Origin of the sequence: Veillonella sp. 6_1_27 (assembly GCF_000163735.1) — a bacterium.
GTDB lineage: Bacteria > Bacillota > Negativicutes > Veillonellales > Veillonellaceae > Veillonella > Veillonella parvula_A.
Genome location: NZ_GG770215.1, coordinates 809,786 through 829,389, shown reverse-complemented (window position 1 = coordinate 829,389; position 19,604 = coordinate 809,786). Strand labels below are relative to the sequence as shown.

14 protein-coding genes, 1 tRNA gene, 1 pseudogene and 1 riboswitch are annotated in these 19,604 nt (G+C 40.0%); of the genes and pseudogenes, 15 read left to right on the top strand and 1 reads right to left on the bottom strand.

Going from position 1 to position 19,604, the window contains the following annotated elements; translation table 11 throughout:
* Positions 1 to 11 precede the first annotated feature (11 nt).
* From HMPREF0874_RS03850 to HMPREF0874_RS03805, 11 genes and pseudogenes are all read left to right on the top strand, one after another.
* Complete coding sequence (locus HMPREF0874_RS03850; RefSeq protein ID WP_039965135.1) at positions 12 to 1,052, top strand: efflux RND transporter periplasmic adaptor subunit; 1,041 nt, start codon at positions 12 to 14, stop codon at positions 1,050 to 1,052.
* A 111-nt stretch (positions 1,053 to 1,163) separates the two neighbouring features.
* Positions 1,164 to 1,649 (top strand): annotated as a pseudogene (locus tag HMPREF0874_RS10170) (ABC transporter ATP-binding protein); the annotation flags it as partial.
* Between the two features lie 105 nt (positions 1,650 to 1,754).
* Positions 1,755 to 2,861, top strand: coding sequence for an ABC transporter ATP-binding protein (locus tag HMPREF0874_RS10165; RefSeq protein WP_369759074.1), 1,107 nt, complete (start codon positions 1,755 to 1,757; stop codon positions 2,859 to 2,861).
* Entirely contained in the window at positions 2,858 to 3,970 is a 1,113-nt protein-coding gene (locus HMPREF0874_RS03840; RefSeq protein WP_008601630.1) for an ABC transporter permease, read from the top strand. The genes HMPREF0874_RS10165 and HMPREF0874_RS03840 overlap by 4 nt, the downstream gene beginning before the upstream one ends.
* Complete coding sequence (locus HMPREF0874_RS03835; RefSeq protein WP_008601623.1) at positions 3,970 to 5,085, top strand: ABC transporter permease; 1,116 nt, start codon at positions 3,970 to 3,972, stop codon at positions 5,083 to 5,085. Before HMPREF0874_RS03840 ends, HMPREF0874_RS03835 begins: the two co-directional genes overlap by 1 nt.
* 138 nt (positions 5,086 to 5,223) lie before the next feature.
* Positions 5,224 to 5,396: riboswitch (cobalamin riboswitch) on the top strand.
* Between the two features lie 564 nt (positions 5,397 to 5,960).
* Positions 5,961 to 6,045: transfer RNA gene (locus HMPREF0874_RS03830), tRNA-Leu, on the top strand.
* Positions 6,046 to 6,234: 189 nt separating this feature from the next.
* Complete coding sequence (gene mfd, locus HMPREF0874_RS03825; protein WP_008601621.1) at positions 6,235 to 9,531, top strand: transcription-repair coupling factor; 3,297 nt, start codon at positions 6,235 to 6,237, stop codon at positions 9,529 to 9,531.
* Positions 9,528 to 11,135 (top strand): polysaccharide biosynthesis protein, encoded by a 1,608-nt coding sequence (locus HMPREF0874_RS03820; RefSeq protein WP_008601619.1) that lies wholly within the window; start codon positions 9,528 to 9,530, stop codon positions 11,133 to 11,135. Before mfd ends, HMPREF0874_RS03820 begins: the two co-directional genes overlap by 4 nt.
* Positions 11,119 to 11,889: a nucleoside triphosphate pyrophosphohydrolase gene (gene mazG / locus HMPREF0874_RS03815; RefSeq protein WP_008601616.1), complete on the top strand. Its 771-nt coding sequence runs from the start codon at positions 11,119 to 11,121 to the stop codon at positions 11,887 to 11,889. Before HMPREF0874_RS03820 ends, mazG begins: the two co-directional genes overlap by 17 nt.
* 51 nt (positions 11,890 to 11,940) lie before the next feature.
* On the top strand, positions 11,941 to 12,240 hold the full coding sequence (locus tag HMPREF0874_RS03810) for an HU family DNA-binding protein (RefSeq protein WP_004696710.1): 300 nt from the start codon (positions 11,941 to 11,943) through the stop codon (positions 12,238 to 12,240).
* A gap of 82 nt (positions 12,241 to 12,322) precedes the next feature.
* A complete protein-coding gene (locus HMPREF0874_RS03805) occupies positions 12,323 to 13,477 on the top strand; it encodes a glycosyltransferase (RefSeq protein ID WP_008601614.1) in 1,155 nt (384 codons plus the stop codon).
* Positions 13,478 to 13,520: 43 nt separating this feature from the next.
* Here the strand turns inward: HMPREF0874_RS03805 and HMPREF0874_RS03800 are convergent, their stop codons facing one another.
* On the bottom strand, positions 13,521 to 13,841 hold the full coding sequence (locus HMPREF0874_RS03800) for a hypothetical protein (RefSeq protein ID WP_008601606.1): 321 nt from the start codon (positions 13,839 to 13,841) through the stop codon (positions 13,521 to 13,523).
* 112 nt (positions 13,842 to 13,953) lie between these two features.
* Here HMPREF0874_RS03800 and HMPREF0874_RS03795 point away from each other — a divergent pair, with 112 nt between their 5' ends.
* The 4 genes from HMPREF0874_RS03795 (at position 13,954) to HMPREF0874_RS03780 (ending at position 19,464) form a co-directional block, all read left to right on the top strand.
* A complete protein-coding gene (locus tag HMPREF0874_RS03795) occupies positions 13,954 to 15,969 on the top strand; it encodes an ABC-F family ATP-binding cassette domain-containing protein (RefSeq protein WP_039965080.1) in 2,016 nt (671 codons plus the stop codon).
* A 132-nt stretch (positions 15,970 to 16,101) separates the two neighbouring features.
* Positions 16,102 to 17,571: a [FeFe] hydrogenase, group A gene (locus HMPREF0874_RS03790; RefSeq protein ID WP_008601602.1), complete on the top strand. Its 1,470-nt coding sequence runs from the start codon at positions 16,102 to 16,104 to the stop codon at positions 17,569 to 17,571.
* 272 nt (positions 17,572 to 17,843) lie between these two features.
* A complete protein-coding gene (locus HMPREF0874_RS03785) occupies positions 17,844 to 18,473 on the top strand; it encodes a DUF47 domain-containing protein (RefSeq protein ID WP_004697557.1) in 630 nt (209 codons plus the stop codon).
* Positions 18,466 to 19,464 carry an inorganic phosphate transporter gene (locus tag HMPREF0874_RS03780; RefSeq protein ID WP_008601598.1) on the top strand — a complete coding sequence of 333 codons (999 nt, stop codon included), beginning with the start codon at positions 18,466 to 18,468 and terminating at the stop codon, positions 19,462 to 19,464. Before HMPREF0874_RS03785 ends, HMPREF0874_RS03780 begins: the two co-directional genes overlap by 8 nt.
* Positions 19,465 to 19,604: the final 140 nt, after the last annotated feature.

Here is a 19,604-nt window from a genome sequence, read left to right as displayed (position 1 = left end):
GGGGAATGATTATGAAAGAGAAACTTGATGTCCTTAAAGGGTGGATGGCGAATAATAGAAAAAAGTGCGCAGGTATAATGATTGCCTTTCTAATAATTTTGGGTGGAGTAAGTTATTATGCTTATAATCAATACGAAGCGTACATTGCCTCTCATCATATTGTGTTGCAAGGCAATGTGAATCTGCGTGAAGTTAATGTTGCATTTCGAGGAAGTGACCGGATTGCCAGCCTTTTGGTGGATGAAGGTGCGGTGGTGAGCCAAGGGCAGATTTTGGGGTATTTACATTCTGATGAATTGAATCTTGCTGTACAGCAGGCTAAGGCTACCATTGCAGCACAGGACGCTATAGTGGCCAAGTTGCAGGCCGGCAGTAGACCAGAAGAAATCGCTCAAGCATCGGCACGAGTTACATCTGCAGAAGCTGCGTTAGCTCAATCGAAACAGGAAGCAGAGAAGTTACAAAAATCCTATAATGCTTCAAATGGTAAGGCCGTTAGTCGACAGTCTGTAGATGATATACAGGCGAAGGTGAAAGTATCGGAAGCCAAATTAAACGAGGCTCAGCAAGCATACAATTTAGCTGTCGCAGGGCCAAGACAGGAAGATATAGCACAGGCCCAAGCCCAATTGGATGCGATGAAAAGCGAACTGGCCCGTCAGGAGTTTTTGTTAAACCAAACCGTATTAACAGCTCCTATAGACGGTGTTATAACGGCCCGATTATTACAGGTCGGTGATATGGCTTCACCGAATACACCTGTATTTAAATTGGCTGAGAATACTAAGAAATGGGTACGTGTATATGTGAACGAACGGGATTTAGGAAAAATTTATAACGGTATGGATGCAAATGTAACAACGGATACATATAAGAACGAACCGATTCACGGTACAATCGGATATATATCCTCCGTAGCGGAATTTACACCTAAATCGGTAGAAACGAAGGATGTGCGTACTACACTTGTATATGAAGTGCGGGTATATGTAGATGATCCTGATAATCGTCTCCGTTTAGGAATGCCTGCCACTGTTTCCATTGATATATAGAGGTGTGCGGTGAATGATGTATATGCAATCGAAGGGTCACAATTATATAAAGAATTTCCCCTTGTCGGAGATGATCCTATAATAGCATTGGACCATTTGGATTTTAAAATTCGAAAAGGCTGTTTAACTGCGTTGGTCGGGCCAGATGGGGCGGGGAAAACGACTTTGATTCGTTTGATAGCCGGTTTATTGGATGCCACGTCTGGTTCTTTAGATGTCCTCGGAATGGATGTGAAAGCACATTCACAGGCAGTTCAAGATAGACTCAGTTATATGCCTCAGAAATTTGGGCTTTATGAGGAATTATCCGTCAGCGAAAACATGAATCTCTATGCAGATTTACACGGTATTCCTTTGCATGTGAGAACGAAGCGGTTTGAAAAATTACTGCATATGACAGGGCTAGCCAAATTTACTAAGCGTCAAGCCGGTAAATTGTCAGGCGGTATGAAGCAAAAGCTTAGCCTAGCTTGTACATTGGTTCGTTCTCCGGAGCTATTACTGCTCGATGAGCCTACCGTAGGGGTCGATCCATTTTCAAGGCGGGAGTTATGGGAAATCTTAGAGTCGTTAGTACGTACAGATGGAATCAGCGTACTTGTTAGCACTGCATACTTAGATGAGGCGGAGCGTTGTAAAGATGTTTTCGTCCTCAATAAGGGGCGCTTTTTAGCAACCGGGACACCGCATGAGTTGACTCAAATGTCTGAGGAACGATGCTTTCAGGTAAAGATTCCGAAGTCATTGAGCATGCGAAATGTACAGGCCGCATTGATGGATGACAGGAAATGCGTGGCGGATGCAGTTCCGGAGGCCGGTGCTGTGAGGTACATAAAAACAAAAGAAATGCTTTCGATTCCATGGCTTAATGAGTACGGTATGGAGGAAGAACCAGTTCAGAGCCGTTTGGAAGATACCTTTATGATGCTGTTAAAAGAGGATGAAATTGCCTCAAAACAAGGGGCTAAGCCTTTAGATAGTATCGATATGGATTTGGATGAAAGTGCGATAGAGAAAGAACGAAAGCATTTGTTGGCCCCCAATGAAATGGTTGAGCGTCCAGTAGAAATTTCCGTATCTCATTTGGTGAGGACATTCGGTGATTTTACGGCGGTGGCTAATACATCATTTACGGTGCAGCGCGGAGAAGTATTCGGGTTACTCGGACCAAACGGAGCAGGGAAGACGACGACATTTCGTATGTTGTGTGGATTATTGCCTGTAACGAGCGGGGATTTGCGCGTGGCCGGCATTGATGTCGTTAAATCCCGTACGGCGGCAAGAAGCAATTTCGGATATGTAGCGCAAAAGTTTTCTTTGTACGGTAATCTGTCTGTTATGGAAAACTTGAATTTTTTTGCCGGTGTGTACGGCCTTCACGGACAGAAGAAGCCTGATCGTATAGAAGCCGTTATCAGTGAGTTTCGTCTGAATGACGTGAGAGATATGATAGCCGGTGATTTGCCTGGTGGTTATAAACAGCGCTTGTCCATGGCGGCTGCCTTAATGCATGAGCCTAAAATTCTTTTTTTGGATGAGCCCACAAGTGGTATTGATCCTCTTACACGGCGTAATTTCTGGCGACAGATTACTTCTTTATCAAAGCGAGGAACAACGATTATTATTACGACTCATTTTATGGATGAATCGGAATATTGTGACCGTATTATGATTCAGGATGCAGGAAAACTCGTTGTACTGGGAACACCTGATGAAGTTAGACGGATTGCCGGCGATGAGAATTGTACTATGGATGAAGCGTTTATCTCCGTCATACTAAAAAAACGGGAACAGGAGGATGACGTATGAACGGATTTATAAGACGGTTTTCCTCATTGGTATACAAGGAGACCTTACAAGTATTGCGCGACCCTAGCACTATTTTGTTGGGTGTTGTGCTACCTATACTACTTATTATCCTCATCGGCTCAGGGGTTACTTTGGATGTTAAACACGTGCCGATAGCAGTGGTTATGGAACGGCAAGATTCTATGACCCAGAGTGTGTATGACTCCTTATACGGCTCTGAGTACTTTCAACCTATAGCGGTTCGCGATAGAAAAACGGCGGAACTATTGATGGAAAAACGAAAGGTAGATGCCATATTGGTGATTCCACAGGACTTTTCTGCTCAAGTTATGCGTGGACAAGGGAAAGTGCAGGGGATTTACTATGGTGTCGATACTTCGGTAGCGATGAGCATAGAAAGTTATGTAAACTCAGATATTAACTTATGGGCCGTTAAGAACATTCCGTTTATGCTACGTGGTGGATATATAACAATGAACCCTCGCATGTGGTTTAATGAGGCAAATACAAGTACCTGGTTTTTGATTCCTGGGCTCATCATGATTATCATGACGATTGTATCCGTTTTTCTTACGGCTGTCGTTATGGCTAGAGAATGGGAACGTGGTACTTTTGAGTCTTTATTCGTTACACCAGTTAAGCCTATTGAAATTATTTTGGCTAAGGTAGTGCCTTATTATGTATTGGCCATGTTGGGGCTGTTGTTTTGCCTCGGTGTTTCGTATTTCTTTTATGAAGTACCTATGCGTGGTTCCTTATGGATCATCTGCATCGTGTCCACATTGTATTTGATTGTTTCCTTAAATATGGGACTACTTATATCTGCGTTTACGAAGAAACAGTTCTTAGCTTGTCAAATGGCGTTACTTACCAGTTTTTTACCGGCGTTGATATTGACGGGGTTTTTATTTGATCCACATTCACAACCTGTGGTGATTCAATATATTTCACGGCTTTTACCTCCTACATATTTTTTAGAATTACTGAAATCATTGTTCCTAGGTGGAAATAACTGGTATTTGATTATTAAAAATAGTGCCGTATTATCGGGGTTTGCTATTTGCTTTACAATATTGACAATTTATATTACGCGGAAGAAGGTGGAATAATGAATTGGCGACTGTATTGGAATCAAATTGTCTCCATCATATGGAAAGAGCTATTAGCCACCTTTAAAGATCCGAAAACTCGTATAATCTTACTGTTACCAGTTATTATTCAAGGGTTCCTCTTCGGTTACGCCGCAACCTATAATCTCAACAAGGTTCCCTATGTATTGATTGATGAAAGTCATACGCAGACCGCAGCTGCATTAGAATCGACTATTAATTCATCCGGTGTTTTTGAACTGTATCAATCTGCAAACTCTCCGGATATAATCGCACCACTAATAGACTCCAACAAGGTTATTATGGCGGTTATCATACCTCAGGATTTTGAAGAAAACTTAAAGCATAAACAACCTACATCTATTACTGTTATTGTAAATGGAACGAATACAATGACTTCAGGTCTTGCCACAGCCTATATGGGGCAAATCATTTCTCAATTCAATCAGACTTGGTTAGGTGTTGAGCATAAGGGAATCACGATTGAATCTCGTACCTGGTACAATGAAAATCAGCAGTCTTCCTGGACTTTCTTGACAGGTCTCGTTATATTGATCAGTATGACACAAGTTATCATGTTGGGGGGCTTATCTGTGGCGAGAGAACGAGAGCAGGGGACCTTTGATCAATTATTGGTGACGCCCGTATCATCTATGCAAATTTTGATTGCAAAGTCTATACCACCCATGATAATAGGACTGTTTCAAAGTACTGTATTGTTATTAATAGCCATGTTTTGGTTTAAAGTTCCATTTCGGGGCAACATATTTCTTGTGTATGCGGTGTTGTTTACATTTATAAGTAGTAGTATTGGATTGGGGTTATCTATTTCGGCTATTGCAAAAAATATGCAGCAAGTTCTCGTATATGTTTTTGTCTTTCTTTTTCCACTAGCATTATTGTCCGGATTAATCACACCTGTACATAACATGCCGAAAATATTGCAATATCTTACATATGGAAATCCTATGCGGTTTTCTGTTGATGCAATGCGCAGGATTTATTTAGAAGGTGCAGGATTGACGGATATTTGGTTTAATTTTATTCCTATGATTATCCTAATCATTATAAGTATGTCCATAGCAGGATGGCTATTTAGAAATCGCGTTGGATAAAGCTAATGATTAGATTGTTAAACTTTTTATATTTTGTTATAACAATACGGCAGACCTATATAGCATTTTTTTATTAATAAATATGCTACTGCCGTATTGACTAAATGAATGTAGACTGTTAGAATAAAGGCATAGAAAATATCATATTTGGGAATAGGTGCTGAAAAGCATAATAGAGAAGCCGGTTAAAGGCCGGCACGGTCCCGCCACTGTATGGTCGAGCGAGTCTAAATTAAGTCACTGGGAAACTGGGAAGGCTAGATGAGCGATGACGCCGAGTCAGGAGAACTGCCTATTCAACATTCACCATTTGACCTACGAGAGATAGGGAGGAGAAGTTAATAGCTCCTTTTTACGTATTCGTAAAAAGGATTTTTTAGTTCTATTGGATCTAAATTGCATTATATTTGATTTAGATTTTAGTTCTATACGACCTAAATGTCGTGCTATGGTCATGGTGGATTACCTTTTTGGTATTACCAGCATGACATATGTTATGACTGTTAATATATTTTATGGTAAATGTAGGGCATGCATTTATTCATCATCATCCTAAAAAAGAGGCTGACCCAGGGTTCTAGTAGTTCGGATTCTGGGTCAGTCTCTTTTTATTTTGCAAATATTAATTATCGGTAAGATCTTTTAGATAGAGGTCTGTAGCGTTAAGCTTTAGATGAAGTGTAAATAGATATAGAATCGTAGAATAATTAAGAGCTTTTAGATTTAGAATTTGCTTTGGGTTTACATAAATAGTAAGGTGTAATTAGATAGTTGTTTTTCTTGGAATTTATTTTTAGATATATGGATTTTAAGTCATTTATAAAAAAATGATTGACGATGAATTCCATACATGATATTATTATTTCAGTTGAGACGCGGGAGTGGCGGAATTGGCAGACGCACCAGACTTAGGATCTGGCGCCTTAGGGCGTGGGGGTTCAAGTCCCTTCTCCCGCACCAACTTTATTGCACCTTTAGAGGTGTATTTTTTTTGCCTAAAATTAAGTAGTTAATGTGGATATTTATATCGATAAACACTTGTAATTTAATAGTAGGGTAGGTACAGAATTAACTACTACATTATATGTTATAATAAATGAGTTAGAACTATTTAATTAATACAATCATAGTAATACTATATGGTGCAGTATGAATAATACATTAACAAAACTGCTTTCACAGAACCCATCCTTTGTGGATGGGCTAAACGCATTTCAGCGTAAGGGAAAGTCAGTCATATATGGTCTTAGTGGATCTCAAAAAAGTTTCCTCTTAAGCCAAGCTTTTTCTGCAGGTCTTAAAAAGCCTGTAGTCATCGTAGTCCATGATAAGGATCATAAGGAGATGTGGGAGCGAGATTTAGCTTTCTTTTGGCCTAATGTGCCAGTCCAATCATTTCCTATAACAGATCATGTAGACTTTACAACTGTAGCACGTAGTCTTGAAAATCAAGGTGCACAAATGCGAGCATTAGCATTATTAGCATGGCAAGAGCCGGCAGTAGTCATTGCCAATGCTGAAGAGGTTACACAATATGTTGTATCCCCTCATTATTTAAAGGGGCAATCGTTGCATTTTGCTTTGAATGATGCAATTGAACGTGATGTAGCCCTTGAACAGCTCGTAACAATTGGATATGAACGCGTAGACCAGGTGGAACAACGTGGTCATTTTGCCGTGCGTGGAGATATTTTGGATATTTATCCTGTAAATAGTGATCATCCGATTCGCATTGAGTTTTTTGGTGATGAAATCGATACATTGCGTTTCTTCTCTGTTGAGAATCAACGTTCTATTGAACAAATCGAATCCTATACGGTGACGCCTTTCTTTCTTGGTAAAAGTGATGCAGATAGTACTTTACTATCATATGTGAAAGAGGGCACTCTGATTTATGACGAGCCAGGTCGTATTCAAGAGGCGTTAAAGAAATTCTTAAAAGAAGATCCTACACATCGGAAAAATCATTGTGATTGGAATGAACTACAACGCACTGTAGATGCTACGAATCAAGTGGCTTTCACATTTATGCAACAACGTTCTATTGGACTTGCAGGATTTAATCCTATTGGCATTCAAGGGAAGACAATGACGAGCTTTGAGCGTCAAATTCCCCTATTAACAGATGAAATTAAACAATGGCATCGTTTAAATCATCAAGTGGTACTAGTACTAAATAATCAGCAACGACGAGAAGGTATTGAGCGCGCCCTTGAAGGAGAGAATATTGCATTTATTCATAGTGATACATGGATAGCAAAGCCGAACACTGTCGTTATTTTAAAGGGGTTATTAACAGATGGGTTTGAATTGCCCAATAGCCATCTCGTGGTTGTTGTAGAAGGTAATATTTACGGACAGCAAAAGCGCAAGCTTCGTAATAAGCCTAAAAAGGGCCAAGAAATCAATTATTTTACAGATTTAACGCCTGGTGACTATGTAGTACATAATATGCATGGTATCGGCAAGTATATTGGTCTTAAAACAATTGAGACGGAAGGCATTCACCGCGATTATATTGAGATTGCTTATGCTGGAACGGACAAACTGTTCTTACCAGCTAATAATTTAGATCAACTGCAAAAATATATTGGTAACGAAGGTGATGTGCCACGTATTAATAAGATGGGTGGTCGTGACTGGAGCAAGGTTGTTACAAAGGCAAAAAAATCTATTGATGATTTAGCAGATAAACTCGTTGAGATATATGCACAACGAGAAATCACAGAAGGTTTTGCATTCTTGCCAGACCAACCATGGCAGCAAGAGTTTGAAGATGCATTCCCCTATGAGGAAACGGAAGACCAATTACAGGCTACCGCAGAGATTAAAGAATCCATGGAAAGACCTGTTCCTATGGATCGCCTACTCGCTGGTGATGTAGGATTTGGTAAAACGGAAGTGGCTATGCGCGCCATTTTCAAGGCCGTTATGAGCGGAAAACAAGTGGCAGTACTTGTACCAACTACGGTTTTAGCACAGCAACATTTCCAAACTTTTTTGAATCGCTTTGCTCCATTTGGGGTGAAAGTAGATGTGCTTAATCGATTCCGAACTACATCAGAGAAAAAACAAATTCTTAAAGGCGTAGAGGATGGATCTATTGATGTTCTTATTGGAACTCATTCATTACTTAACAAAAAGGTAGTATTCAAAGACTTAGGAATGCTTGTTGTAGATGAGGAGCAACGTTTTGGGGTAGCACAAAAAGAAAAATGGAAAGAGTGGGCTAGCAATATTGATGTACTCACTTTGAGTGCTACACCGATTCCGCGGACTTTACATATGTCCCTTGTTGGCGTTCGAGAAATGTCTGTTATCAATACTCCGCCAGAGGAGCGATTGCCTGTTCAAACCTATGTGGTGGAATACGATATGAATCTCATAGCAGATGCTATCAAACGAGAACTTGCAAGAGGTGGACAGGTCTATTTCGTATATAACCGTGTCGCGTCCATTAATCACATGGGAGAACTATTAGAATCCGCATTGCCTGGCTTGCGTTATGCTGTTGCTCATGGACAGATGACAGGCCGTCAAATTGAGGAGATTATGACCGATTTCTATGAAGGTCATTATGATGTACTCTTGTCCACGAGTATCATTGAAACTGGCTTAGATATTCCTAATGCCAATACTATCATTATTTATGATGCAGACCGTTTAGGGTTATCTCAGCTATACCAAATGCGAGGCCGTGTAGGACGTTCTCGTAGACGTGCTTATGCATACTTTATGTATCGGCCAGATAAAATACTTTCAGAGGCGGCTGAAAAGCGTTTAAAAGCTATTGAAGAGTTCACAGAGCTCGGTGCAGGATTTAAGTTAGCCATGCGAGATTTAGAGATTCGCGGTGCCGGTAATCTCTTAGGTTCACAGCAACATGGTAATATCGCATCTGTCGGCTTTGGTATGTACGTGAGCATGTTAGAAGAAGCGATTGCAAAGGCTCAAAATAAAGAAGTTGAGCGAGATGTATCCATTGATCCGGCCATCGATTTAGAGGTAGATGCGTTTATTGACGATGCATATATCAAAGATAGTGCTCGTAAGATTTCTGTATACCAACGATTGTTACATATTAAATCTAAAGAGCAACTCGATGATATGACGGATGAGCTCATTGATCGCTTCGGTACACCAACCGATCCAGTAGATCGTTTGTTGCGCATTGCTCAAATTAAAGAGCAAGCGCGCATACTGGGCATTAAAAGTATCGTCCGTAGAGATAAGAAGCTCACCATCCATTGGTATGACGATTCTAAAATGGCCGATTGGGACATGGGGGCTGTACGAGAAGATTTATGGAAAAAAATGAAGTTTATGGACACCAAGCCAGCCACATTATATGTGAATCTTAATGGCATGAAAGGTTCTGTTTTGACCATTACGGAAGCGGTGATAAAGGCTCTTAGCCACAAGTCACCGACTAAGGAGGGCCTATGAATCGATTTTTAAAAGGAGCCATGATTTTAACCTTAGCCGGTATTATCGTGAAGGTCATCGGTGCGTTTAGTAAGGTTCTTATCGCACGGATCTTAGGTGGTGAAGGAATTGGCTTATATATGATGGCCTATCCAATCTATCAAATTATCGTTAGTATTTCTGCGGCAGGTATTCCTGTAGCCATATCTATTATGATTGCAGAGAAACTTGCTAATGATGATATGCGAGGTGTACAACAAGTATTTTCCGTATCTTTAAGGGTACTCGCTATATTAGGGCTGGTATTTAGTTTGGCCTTATATGGTAGTGCGCAATGGCTCGTAGACAATCAAATCATCACCGATCCACGTGCTTTAATTGCTATTCAGTTATTATCTCCAGCCATTTTTGTAGTGACCATCCTGAGTTGTTTTAGAGGGTATTTCCAAGGTTTCCAGTATATGGTGCCTACTGGTACGAGTCAAGTATTTGAACAAATCTTTCGCGTGTCTTCTATGGTAGGTTTGGCATACTACTTCATTGATCGTGGACTCCATTTGGCGGCAGGTGGTGCGACCTTTGCTACATTCCCAGGCGTATTGGCAGGGTTACTGGTATTAATTTATTTTTACTACCGACAACGCAATGTTCGAGAGAAGATGCTTTCACAACAGAATCCTAATGCTATTTGTGAAAGTAATGGCACCGTAGTTAAACGATTGTTTAGCCTTGCTATACCTGTTTCTATGGCGAATATTATGCTTCCTATGGTATCACTCATTGATACATTTATCGTTCCAAAACGATTGATGGATATTGGATACTATCTCAATGAAGCAACCACACAATTTGGCTATTTAACGGGTATGGCAACATCTCTGATTGGGTTGCCAATTATTCTAACTACGTCCTTAGCCGCTAGTCTTGTACCAGCTGTATCTGAGGCCCATACTCAAGGTGATGTACATCGCATCGTGAAACGAGCGGAAACGGCGATTAAAATTGCTAATATGTTTACGATTCCAGCCTGTATTGGTCTCTGTGTACTAGCTACGCCAATATCGCAATTAATATATGCAACACCCCACGCAGGGCCTGTTATTGCTGTTATTAGCTTGAGTATTGTGTTCCTCGGTTGGCAGCAGGTTACTGCAGGTGTTTTACAAGGGTTAGGAAGGACAGTAATTCCTATGGTGTCGATTTTTATCGGCTTATTAGTGAAGACATTCTTAGATTATGAATTGACAGGCAGTGTTGAGTTGGGCATTAATGGTGCGGCTTGGGCGACGAATTTAAACTTTGCTATTGCAGCGCTTATTAATTATATTTTTGTAAAAAGATATGTAGGTTCGGTACTGAATACATTAGAGTTATTAAAAATAATAGTATCTGCCATGGCCATGGGCGGTGCTACACAAGTCATCTATGTGAGCACTGTTGATTTATTAGGCAATGGTGGCGCTGTGGCTGCAGCAATTGTAGTGGCTATTTTTGTATATGGTTTATCGTTATGGCTTACTAAAGCTGTCGTAAAAGATGATATATACCATTTCCCAATCATAGGCAAGCGCTTACAAGCTCGACGCAATAGGGAGGAAGCAAAGCTATATGAAGAACAATATTGATATTCAACCTTTAGTCGATGTAGTGAAAACTTTGCGTGCACCAAATGGCTGTCCTTGGGATCAAAAGCAAACGCATGAATCTTTACGTCGCTATTTTATAGAGGAAACTTACGAAGTGGTAGATGCCATTGATAATAAAGATATGCCGAATCTTCGTGAAGAGTTAGGTGATGTATTATTGCAAGTTGTCTTTCACAGTCAATTGGCAGAGGAGGCTGGTCATTTTACACTTCAAGACGTAATTAATGATGTCGCTGAAAAAATGATTCGTCGTCATCCTCGTGTTTTTAGCCCAGAAAATGATGAAAAATCATACACTTGGGATGAATTAAAGGCACAAGAAAAGAAAAATATTCAAAATTCTGTATTGGATGGTGTATCGAAAAGTTTACCTGCTTTAATGGCGGCTTATAAGCTCCAAGAAAAGGCTGCAAAGCTAGGATTTGACTGGGATGAGCTTGATCCTGTTTGGGCTAAAGTTTCCGAAGAAATGGGGGAATTTAAGGAGGCTATTGACCAAAATGATAGAGAAAATATGGAAAAAGAAGCAGGAGATGTGCTTTTTTCCTTGATTAATCTATTCAGATGGTATAAAATAAGCGGTGAAAATGCACTAAATCGCACAAACACAAAGTTCCGACAGCGTTTTTTACATGTAGAAGCTTGTGTTAACCAAAGCGATCGCTCATGGGAAGACTTTTCATTAGCTGAGCTCGATGCTTTTTGGGAGGAGGCTAAAGTGCAGGAAAAGTAACCTAGAGGTTTATACACTTCTAAGGTATTGTAATTTTAAGGAGGTTCTGTCATGAACAAAACAGAATTAATCGCAAGTGTTGCACAAAAAACTGAATTAACTAAAAAAGATGCTGAAAAAGCAGTAAAAGCTGTATTTGACACAGTAGCTCAAGAATTGGCAGCTGGTGGCAAAGTACAAGTTATCGGCTTCGGTACTTTCGAAGTTCGTGAACGCGCAGCTCGTGAAGGCCGTAACCCACAAAACGGTAAAACTATCACAATTGCAGCTTCCAAATCCCCTGCATTCAAAGCTGGTAAAGGTTTGAAAGAACAAGTTAACGCTGCAAAAGCTAAAAAACGCAAAAAATAATCCATATTGGATGTGAAAGAGACCTTTCGAGGTCTCTTTTTTTTATCTATTTATGGTATAATGCACAGAGAAAGGGTGCATTATGAATAACGAAACATCAAGGAAGGTTCTCATCGTGTCTGCCTCAATCGGCACTGGACATATGCAAGCCGCAAGAGCCATAGAAGAATATTGGAAAGAAAAAGAGCCACAAGCATCAATTACCCATGTTGATTTTCTTGATACAGAAACTATGTCTGTAGAGCATTTAATTAAGGGTACCTATATCAAGATGATTGACGTATTCCCCATGCTCTATGATATGATTTATCGCGTATCGAAAGGGGAAAAACGAGGTACCATTATGCAAACCGCATTGTCGTACCTACTTAAAAGCCGCATGCTTAAACTAGTACAACAAGAAGAGCCAGATGTAATGGTCTTTACACATCCATTTCCTTGTGGGGCGGCATCGATTTTAAAACGTCAAGGTCATATAGATGTACCACTAGTGGCTATTATGACAGATTTTAGTAGTCATCAGTTTTGGCTCTATCCACAGATTGATGTTTACTATGTTGCAACAGAATCTATGGTAACTGAAATGGTAGCTTCAGGTATCGATGAATCTCGTATTCATGTATCTGGCATTCCTGTGCGGCGATCTTTTTTCCGTGATGCTATTGAAGAGTATAGCTTAGAGGAACCTGTGAAAGTTCTTGTTATGGGTGGTGGCCTGGGTTTAGGCTCTCTTGAGACGGCTTTAAAACATCTAGATGAAGTAAATGGTATTGGTGAAATTACCGTTGTAGCTGGACAAAATACGTCTCTTTACGAATCGTTAGTTGTCCTTAGTGAATCTATGAAGACGAAGACCACCGTATATGGTTATACTACCAATATTTCTGAGCTCATGAAATCATCGTCTTTGCTCGTTACAAAACCTGGTGCATTGACCTGTATGGAGGCTGTTACAATCGGATTGCCAATGGTATTCTTTAATGCTATCCCAGGGCAGGAAGAGGCAAATGCAGAACTGTTAGAGCAACGGGGCTGTGCTCGTTGGGCTCGCGACATTCACAACTTAGAAGATGTGGTAACTGCACTGTTAATTAATTCTCCGCGACTTCAACAAATGTCTGAACGTGCTCGCGAATGGCATGTGGATGGGGCTGCTGATATCGTAAATAGTCTCATTGAAATTTTAGATGCTAGTGCACAAGATGAGCTTGTGAAAGCTCAAGAGGCAATTAGCTAACCAATATAGAAAAAGCGATGACCTAAAAGGCCATCGCTTTTTTCTATTGATACTGTTCAATATGTTCTTGTCGAAGTTTTTGTAATGTAACTAAGAAAGCATCCGTACTTTCGGCACCATCCAATAAATCTTTTAATTGGTAAGAGTCATCAAGGGTAACACTCCATTGAAAGGAGTCATTATCGTCGTACACATTGAATACGATTGGTGTCTCTAAGTCCTCTAGTATATAGCCGTCATCATCGGACACAGTTGCATAAGTGCCATCCTCTAAGAGCTCAGTAAATAATGTGTCATACCCATCAATGTCGATAAGTTCAAAGTTGATACTTTCATAAAAGTCTAAAACCATATCCGTCGCCATGTGGACCTCCTCATGAATATATATGTTACGTTTATTCTACTGAGGGCGCCTGTTACTGTCAATGGTAATGTGTAGTATAATAAATAACAGAATTACAAAATAGGAGCGGAATATGAACGTTATTAGTTTACAGAACATAGAGAAATCATATGGCACAAGGCTACTGTTTAAAGAGGTGAGTATGACTTTTACCACGGAAAAACGATTAGGTCTTGTGGGCATCAACGGAACGGGTAAGTCTACATTTCTAAAAATATTAGCAGGACAAATGGAAGCTGATAAAGGCACCATTGAGCGTAATGGTAAGGCTAGCATTTATTACTTAGCGCAGACACCTGATTTTGATGCGGAAGCTACTTTGCTTGAGGCCGTTCTTGATGGAAATCATCCTCGGTTGCAAATGGTAAAAGCTTTTGAACGTATTAGTCGTGAGTATCGCCAAATGCAAGAGTCTGGTAAAGACGATGCTAAAATATCTCGCAACTATATGAATGCATTGGAGCAAATGGATCAACAAGACGGGTGGCAGGTAGAGCAAGAGGCGCGCATTATTTTATCTAAATTGGGCTTTCCTGATGTGGAGCAAAAGGTAGCTATGTTATCAGGAGGGCAAAAGCGTCGTCTTGCATTGGGGCAAGCATTGCTATATCCATGTGATCTTTTATTACTAGATGAGCCGACTAACCATTTGGATGAAGATAGTATTGATTGGCTAGAGTCGTATTTGAGTGTACGTCAAGGAGGATTATTAATCAGTACCCATGATAGATATTTCCTCGATTCCGTATGTAATGGTATTTTAGAGCTATCAAATCGTCATATGTATCAATACGATGGCAATTATGAAGAATTTATTGCCTTGAAAGCTGATCGAGAGGCTCGTGAAGCTGCTACGGAAGAAAAACGACGTCAATTTTTAAAACGAGAAATCGAATGGGTACGTCGTGGTGCTCTGGCTAGAACTACAAAACAAAAGGCTCGTCTTGACCGTTACGAAAAATTAAAGAATATGGAGAAAACCCGCCGTCCGGATCAAATGGATCCTATTGCGCTGAAGACACGTTTAGGAAAAACCATCTTTGATATTGAGCATTTAGAGTTTTATTTTGATGAACGTCCTATGATTAAGGACTTTACCTATCACGTGGTACGCCATGATCGTATCGGTATAGTAGGGCCCAATGGTGTTGGTAAGTCTACCTTTATGAATATCCTTGATGGCACCTACGAAGCGACGAGAGGCACTATTGGTAAAGGAGAGACCGTTCGCATCGCTCACTTTAAACAAGAGCTACCTGAATTTGATGAAGATATGCGCGTTCTCGATTATATTCGTGAGGACCACTCTTATATGGTACTCGGTGATGGATCTACATTGAGCGCAGGACAAATCCTTGAGCGATTCCTTTTTACCCCAGAATTACACGGTGTACCGATTCGAAAACTCTCTGGCGGGGAACGTCGTCGTTTATACCTCTTAAAATTGTTGATGAGCGCCCCTAACGTATTATTGCTGGACGAACCGACGAATGATCTTGATATTCCAACATTGGAGGTATTAGAGGATTTCCTTGACTCCTTTAGTGGCGTCATCATCACCGTTTGCCACGATCGGTACTTCCTAGACCGCGTAGTGGATAAACTGTTTGTCTTTACCGGCGATGGGCATATTGAAATCGTTCATGGCTCGTATTCTGACTACAAAGATGCTCTTGATGAAAGTAGTGGCAGCAAGCGCCCATTCTATATGCCAAATGATAATATACCGGCTAATTCCAAAGTGGTACGAGCTGTAGAAGGTGGAGAGGCTGATAGTGATGACTCTGTTGATAATCAATCTAATAGGGTAGATACCCTTGGAAATGATAATGTTGTTGCTGGTGATAAAACAGATACTTTCAAAGAAATACCAAAGAAGGGTCTCAATAAAGCAGAAGAAGCGGAGTATGCCAAAATTATGGATGAATTGCCTAAGCTAGAACATTTAGTGAAGGGCCTCGATGTTATGATAAGCCAAGTGGCTACTGATTATGAAAAAATGCAGTCACTGATGGAGGAACGAGAAGAAACACAGACTCAAATAGATGCGCTCACTGAACGGTGGATGGAATTAGAGGAACGCCTATAACTCCTTTTATCATGCTATTTTTTAATATCTGCTATGCAAAGGAATTACGTGTAAGTTTATTGATAAAACTCACAATGTATAGTATAATTTCTACGATTAACGATAACAACGTTACCTAAGTAGGAGGAACTCATGAGTAAGTACCAATTTTTAGACCGTCGTGTGCCAATTGAAGACGGAAATATTGCATTAGTACAAGATTTAACTAAATGTAAAAACTGCTCCTTATGTCGTAAAGCTTGTGCTGTAGACATGGGTGTATTTGATTATTATGATTTAACAACAAATGGGGATCATCCAATTTGTATTCATTGTGGTCAATGTGCATCTATTTGCCCATTCGATTCCATTAATGAACGTTCTGAAATTGATGAAGTAAAAGCAGCTATTGCTGATCCTAATAAAATCGTCATTTTCCAAACTGCGCCTGCCGTACGTGTTGGTTTAGGCGAGGAATTTGGCCTTGAGGCTGGTACGTTTGTAGAAGGTAAAATGGTGGCTGCTCTTCGTAAATTGGGTGGCGACTATATTCTCGATACAAACTTTGGTGCGGACATGACTATCATGGAAGAAGCATCTGAGTTATTAGAACGCGTTATTAATAGTGATGCAGTATTGCCTCAATTCACATCTTGTTGTCCTGCTTGGGTTAAGTTTGCGGAAACATTCTATCCAGAATTCTTGCCAAACCTATCTACGGCTAAGAGCCCGATTGCTATGCAAGCGCCTACACAAAAAACATATTTTGCTGAAAAAATGGGCCTTGATGCAAAACAAATTGTTGCTGTTGCAGTAACACCATGTACAGCTAAGAAGTTTGAAATTCGTCGCGATGAAATGAATTCCTCTGCGGAATACTGGGATACACCAGAAATGCGCGATACCGACTACTGTATTACTACACGGGAACTTGCAAAATGGTTGCGCGCAGAAGAAATCAACTTTGATGATCTTGAAGATTCTGCTTTTGACCCATTGATGGGTGAAGCTTCTGGTGGTGGTATCATTTTCGGTAACACTGGTGGTGTTATGGAAGCGGCTATGCGTGCGGCTTACAAGATGGCGACAGGTGAAGATGCACCTCAAACATTGATTCCATTTGAAGCTATTCGTGGCATGGATGGTGCTCGCGAAGCAGACGTAGTGATTGGAGATAAAACATTACACGTAGCGGCAGTTCATGGTACAGGTAATTTGCGTAAGTTCATCGAACGCATGCGTGCAGAAAATATCCATTATGACTTTATCGAAGTAATGGCTTGTCGTGGTGGCTGTATCGGTGGTGGTGGACAACCACGCGTTAAATTGCCGATGGCTGACAAAGCTCGTGAAGCTCGCATTGCTTCCTTGTATACTCGCGATGCAGAAGTAACTGTAAAAGCTGCTTGTGATAATCCAGATATCCAAAAATTGTATGCTGAGTTTTTTGATGGCAAACCTATGAGCCACAAAGCACATCATATGTTACATACTACCTTTGTAAATCGTTCTGAAGATTTAGGCCCTAATGGCGCTTGTACGCCTGCTACATGCCCTACATCCGTACCTAATTTAAAAAAGGCGGCAGAGGCGGCTAAAGCGGCGGCGGAAGCTAATAGCTAAGAGTTGATGGTTATTAGTTAATAAAAAACACAAAGATAGCTAAGAAATATATAGCAGATAGTTGATATGTTAGTCAGCTATCTGCTTTTTATCTATTTTATATAGTGGAAATATAGTCAATAAAAGCTTTCACAGATGTAGATTCTATATATGCCATATACGCATAGGGGTTAAAATATAGAGATTGGTAAATTGGTTTAGGAATTACCTGTAGTATGCTATAATTAAATTGTTATTATAGAAGCAATCAATACTGGTTCGGGAGGATCTTCATGGCTTTTAAATTAAAAGGAAAAGAAGAAAAATTTTTCAGTATTTTGGAAAAGCATGCTGCACTAACTTATGAAAGTGCGGAAATGATGGAACGCGTGTTTAAGGGGGATATCTCTAAGGAAGAGGCATTTCTTGAAATTGATACAAAGGAAAAAGCTGCCGATGAATTAGTAAATGAAACTGTAGAGCGTTTGCGCAAAACATTTATCACTCCAATGGATCGTGAGGATATTCAGCTTTTGATTGACCAACTGGATACTACATTGGATAATATCAAAGAAATCATGGATAAAATGGTTATGTATCACGTTGGCAAACCAAGTGATGGTGCTATTCGCATGAGTGAAATTGTTGTTAAATGCGTTAAGCATATCAACAAATCCATTGGTTATATGGGGAGTCTTAAAAAGGATCATGTGAAGGTAGAGGGGCGTGTTCACCAAGTATTGAAACTTGAGTCTGAAGCGGATAATATTTATCATGAAGAAATGGCTAAGCTCTTTACAGAGTGTACAGATCCAATTGAAATTATCAAATGGAAGGAAATCCTTAGCGCTATGGAAGATGTAATCGATGGCTGCGAAGATTTGGTTGGTACATTCCGCCGGGTAGTATTGAAGTATGCTTGATGCTCATTATTTAGTATGGCTAGTTGTATTTTTAGCATTAGCCTTTGACTATATCAATGGCTTTCATGATACGGCGAATGCCATTGCCACATCCGTTTCTACACGAGCTATTGAGCCTAAAAAGGCAATTATGATGACCGCTGCTCTCAATTTTTTGGGTGCAATGGTTAGTACAGGTGTTGCAAAGACTATCGGTGGTGATATAGTAATGTCGCCATCTCTTATCGATAGTGGTATTATTTCTGCAGCCCTTATCGGTGCCATTACATGGAATCTTTTAACTTGGTATTGGGGAATTCCAAGTTCCTCATCTCATGCTTTGATTGGTGGTATCATCGGTGCTGTGGGTTGGTCTGTAGGATTTGACGCATTGAATGAGGCGGGGATTTTAAAAATCTTTTTGTCTCTTATTTTATCTCCGATTGTAGCCATGATTGGTGGCTATATTGTGATGAAAGTATTGTTGCTTATTTTCGGTAGATTTTCTCCAATTGCTTTAAATGATCGATTTAGATCCATGCAAATTGTATCAGCAATTATGATGGCATTTTCTCATGGCTCTAATGATGCACAAAAAGCGATGGGGATAATCACATTAACCTTACTTAGCGGTGGTTTCATCGATACATTAGATGTACCGATTTGGGTAAAACTTTGTTGTGCTACTGCAATGGCTATGGGTACTGCTGTAGGCGGTTGGAAAATTATCTCTACAATGGGTACCAAGATTTTCAAACTAGAAACTATTAATGGGTTCGCTGCTGATTTAAACTCGGCGATTACTATTTTTACAGCTACATTCTTACATTTGCCTGTAAGTACTACACACGTAGTAAGTGGTTCTTTACTAGGTGTGGGCTCTTCTAAACGTATTAAAGCCGTTAACTGGGGCGTAGCAAGATCTATGGTTATGGCTTGGTTTGTAACGATTCCATTATCTGGCATCGTTGCTGCTATTGCTTATGAAGTAGGTCACTTACTATTTGGCTAATTCATATACTTTTTATTATAGTAAAAAAGACTGCAAACGCAGTCTTTTTTGTTTATCAAAATATTCTTGCTATATTGTCATATTTATAGATAATTTGCTTTTCTATTTTAAAATTCTATTTACTATATGTGTACGTGATA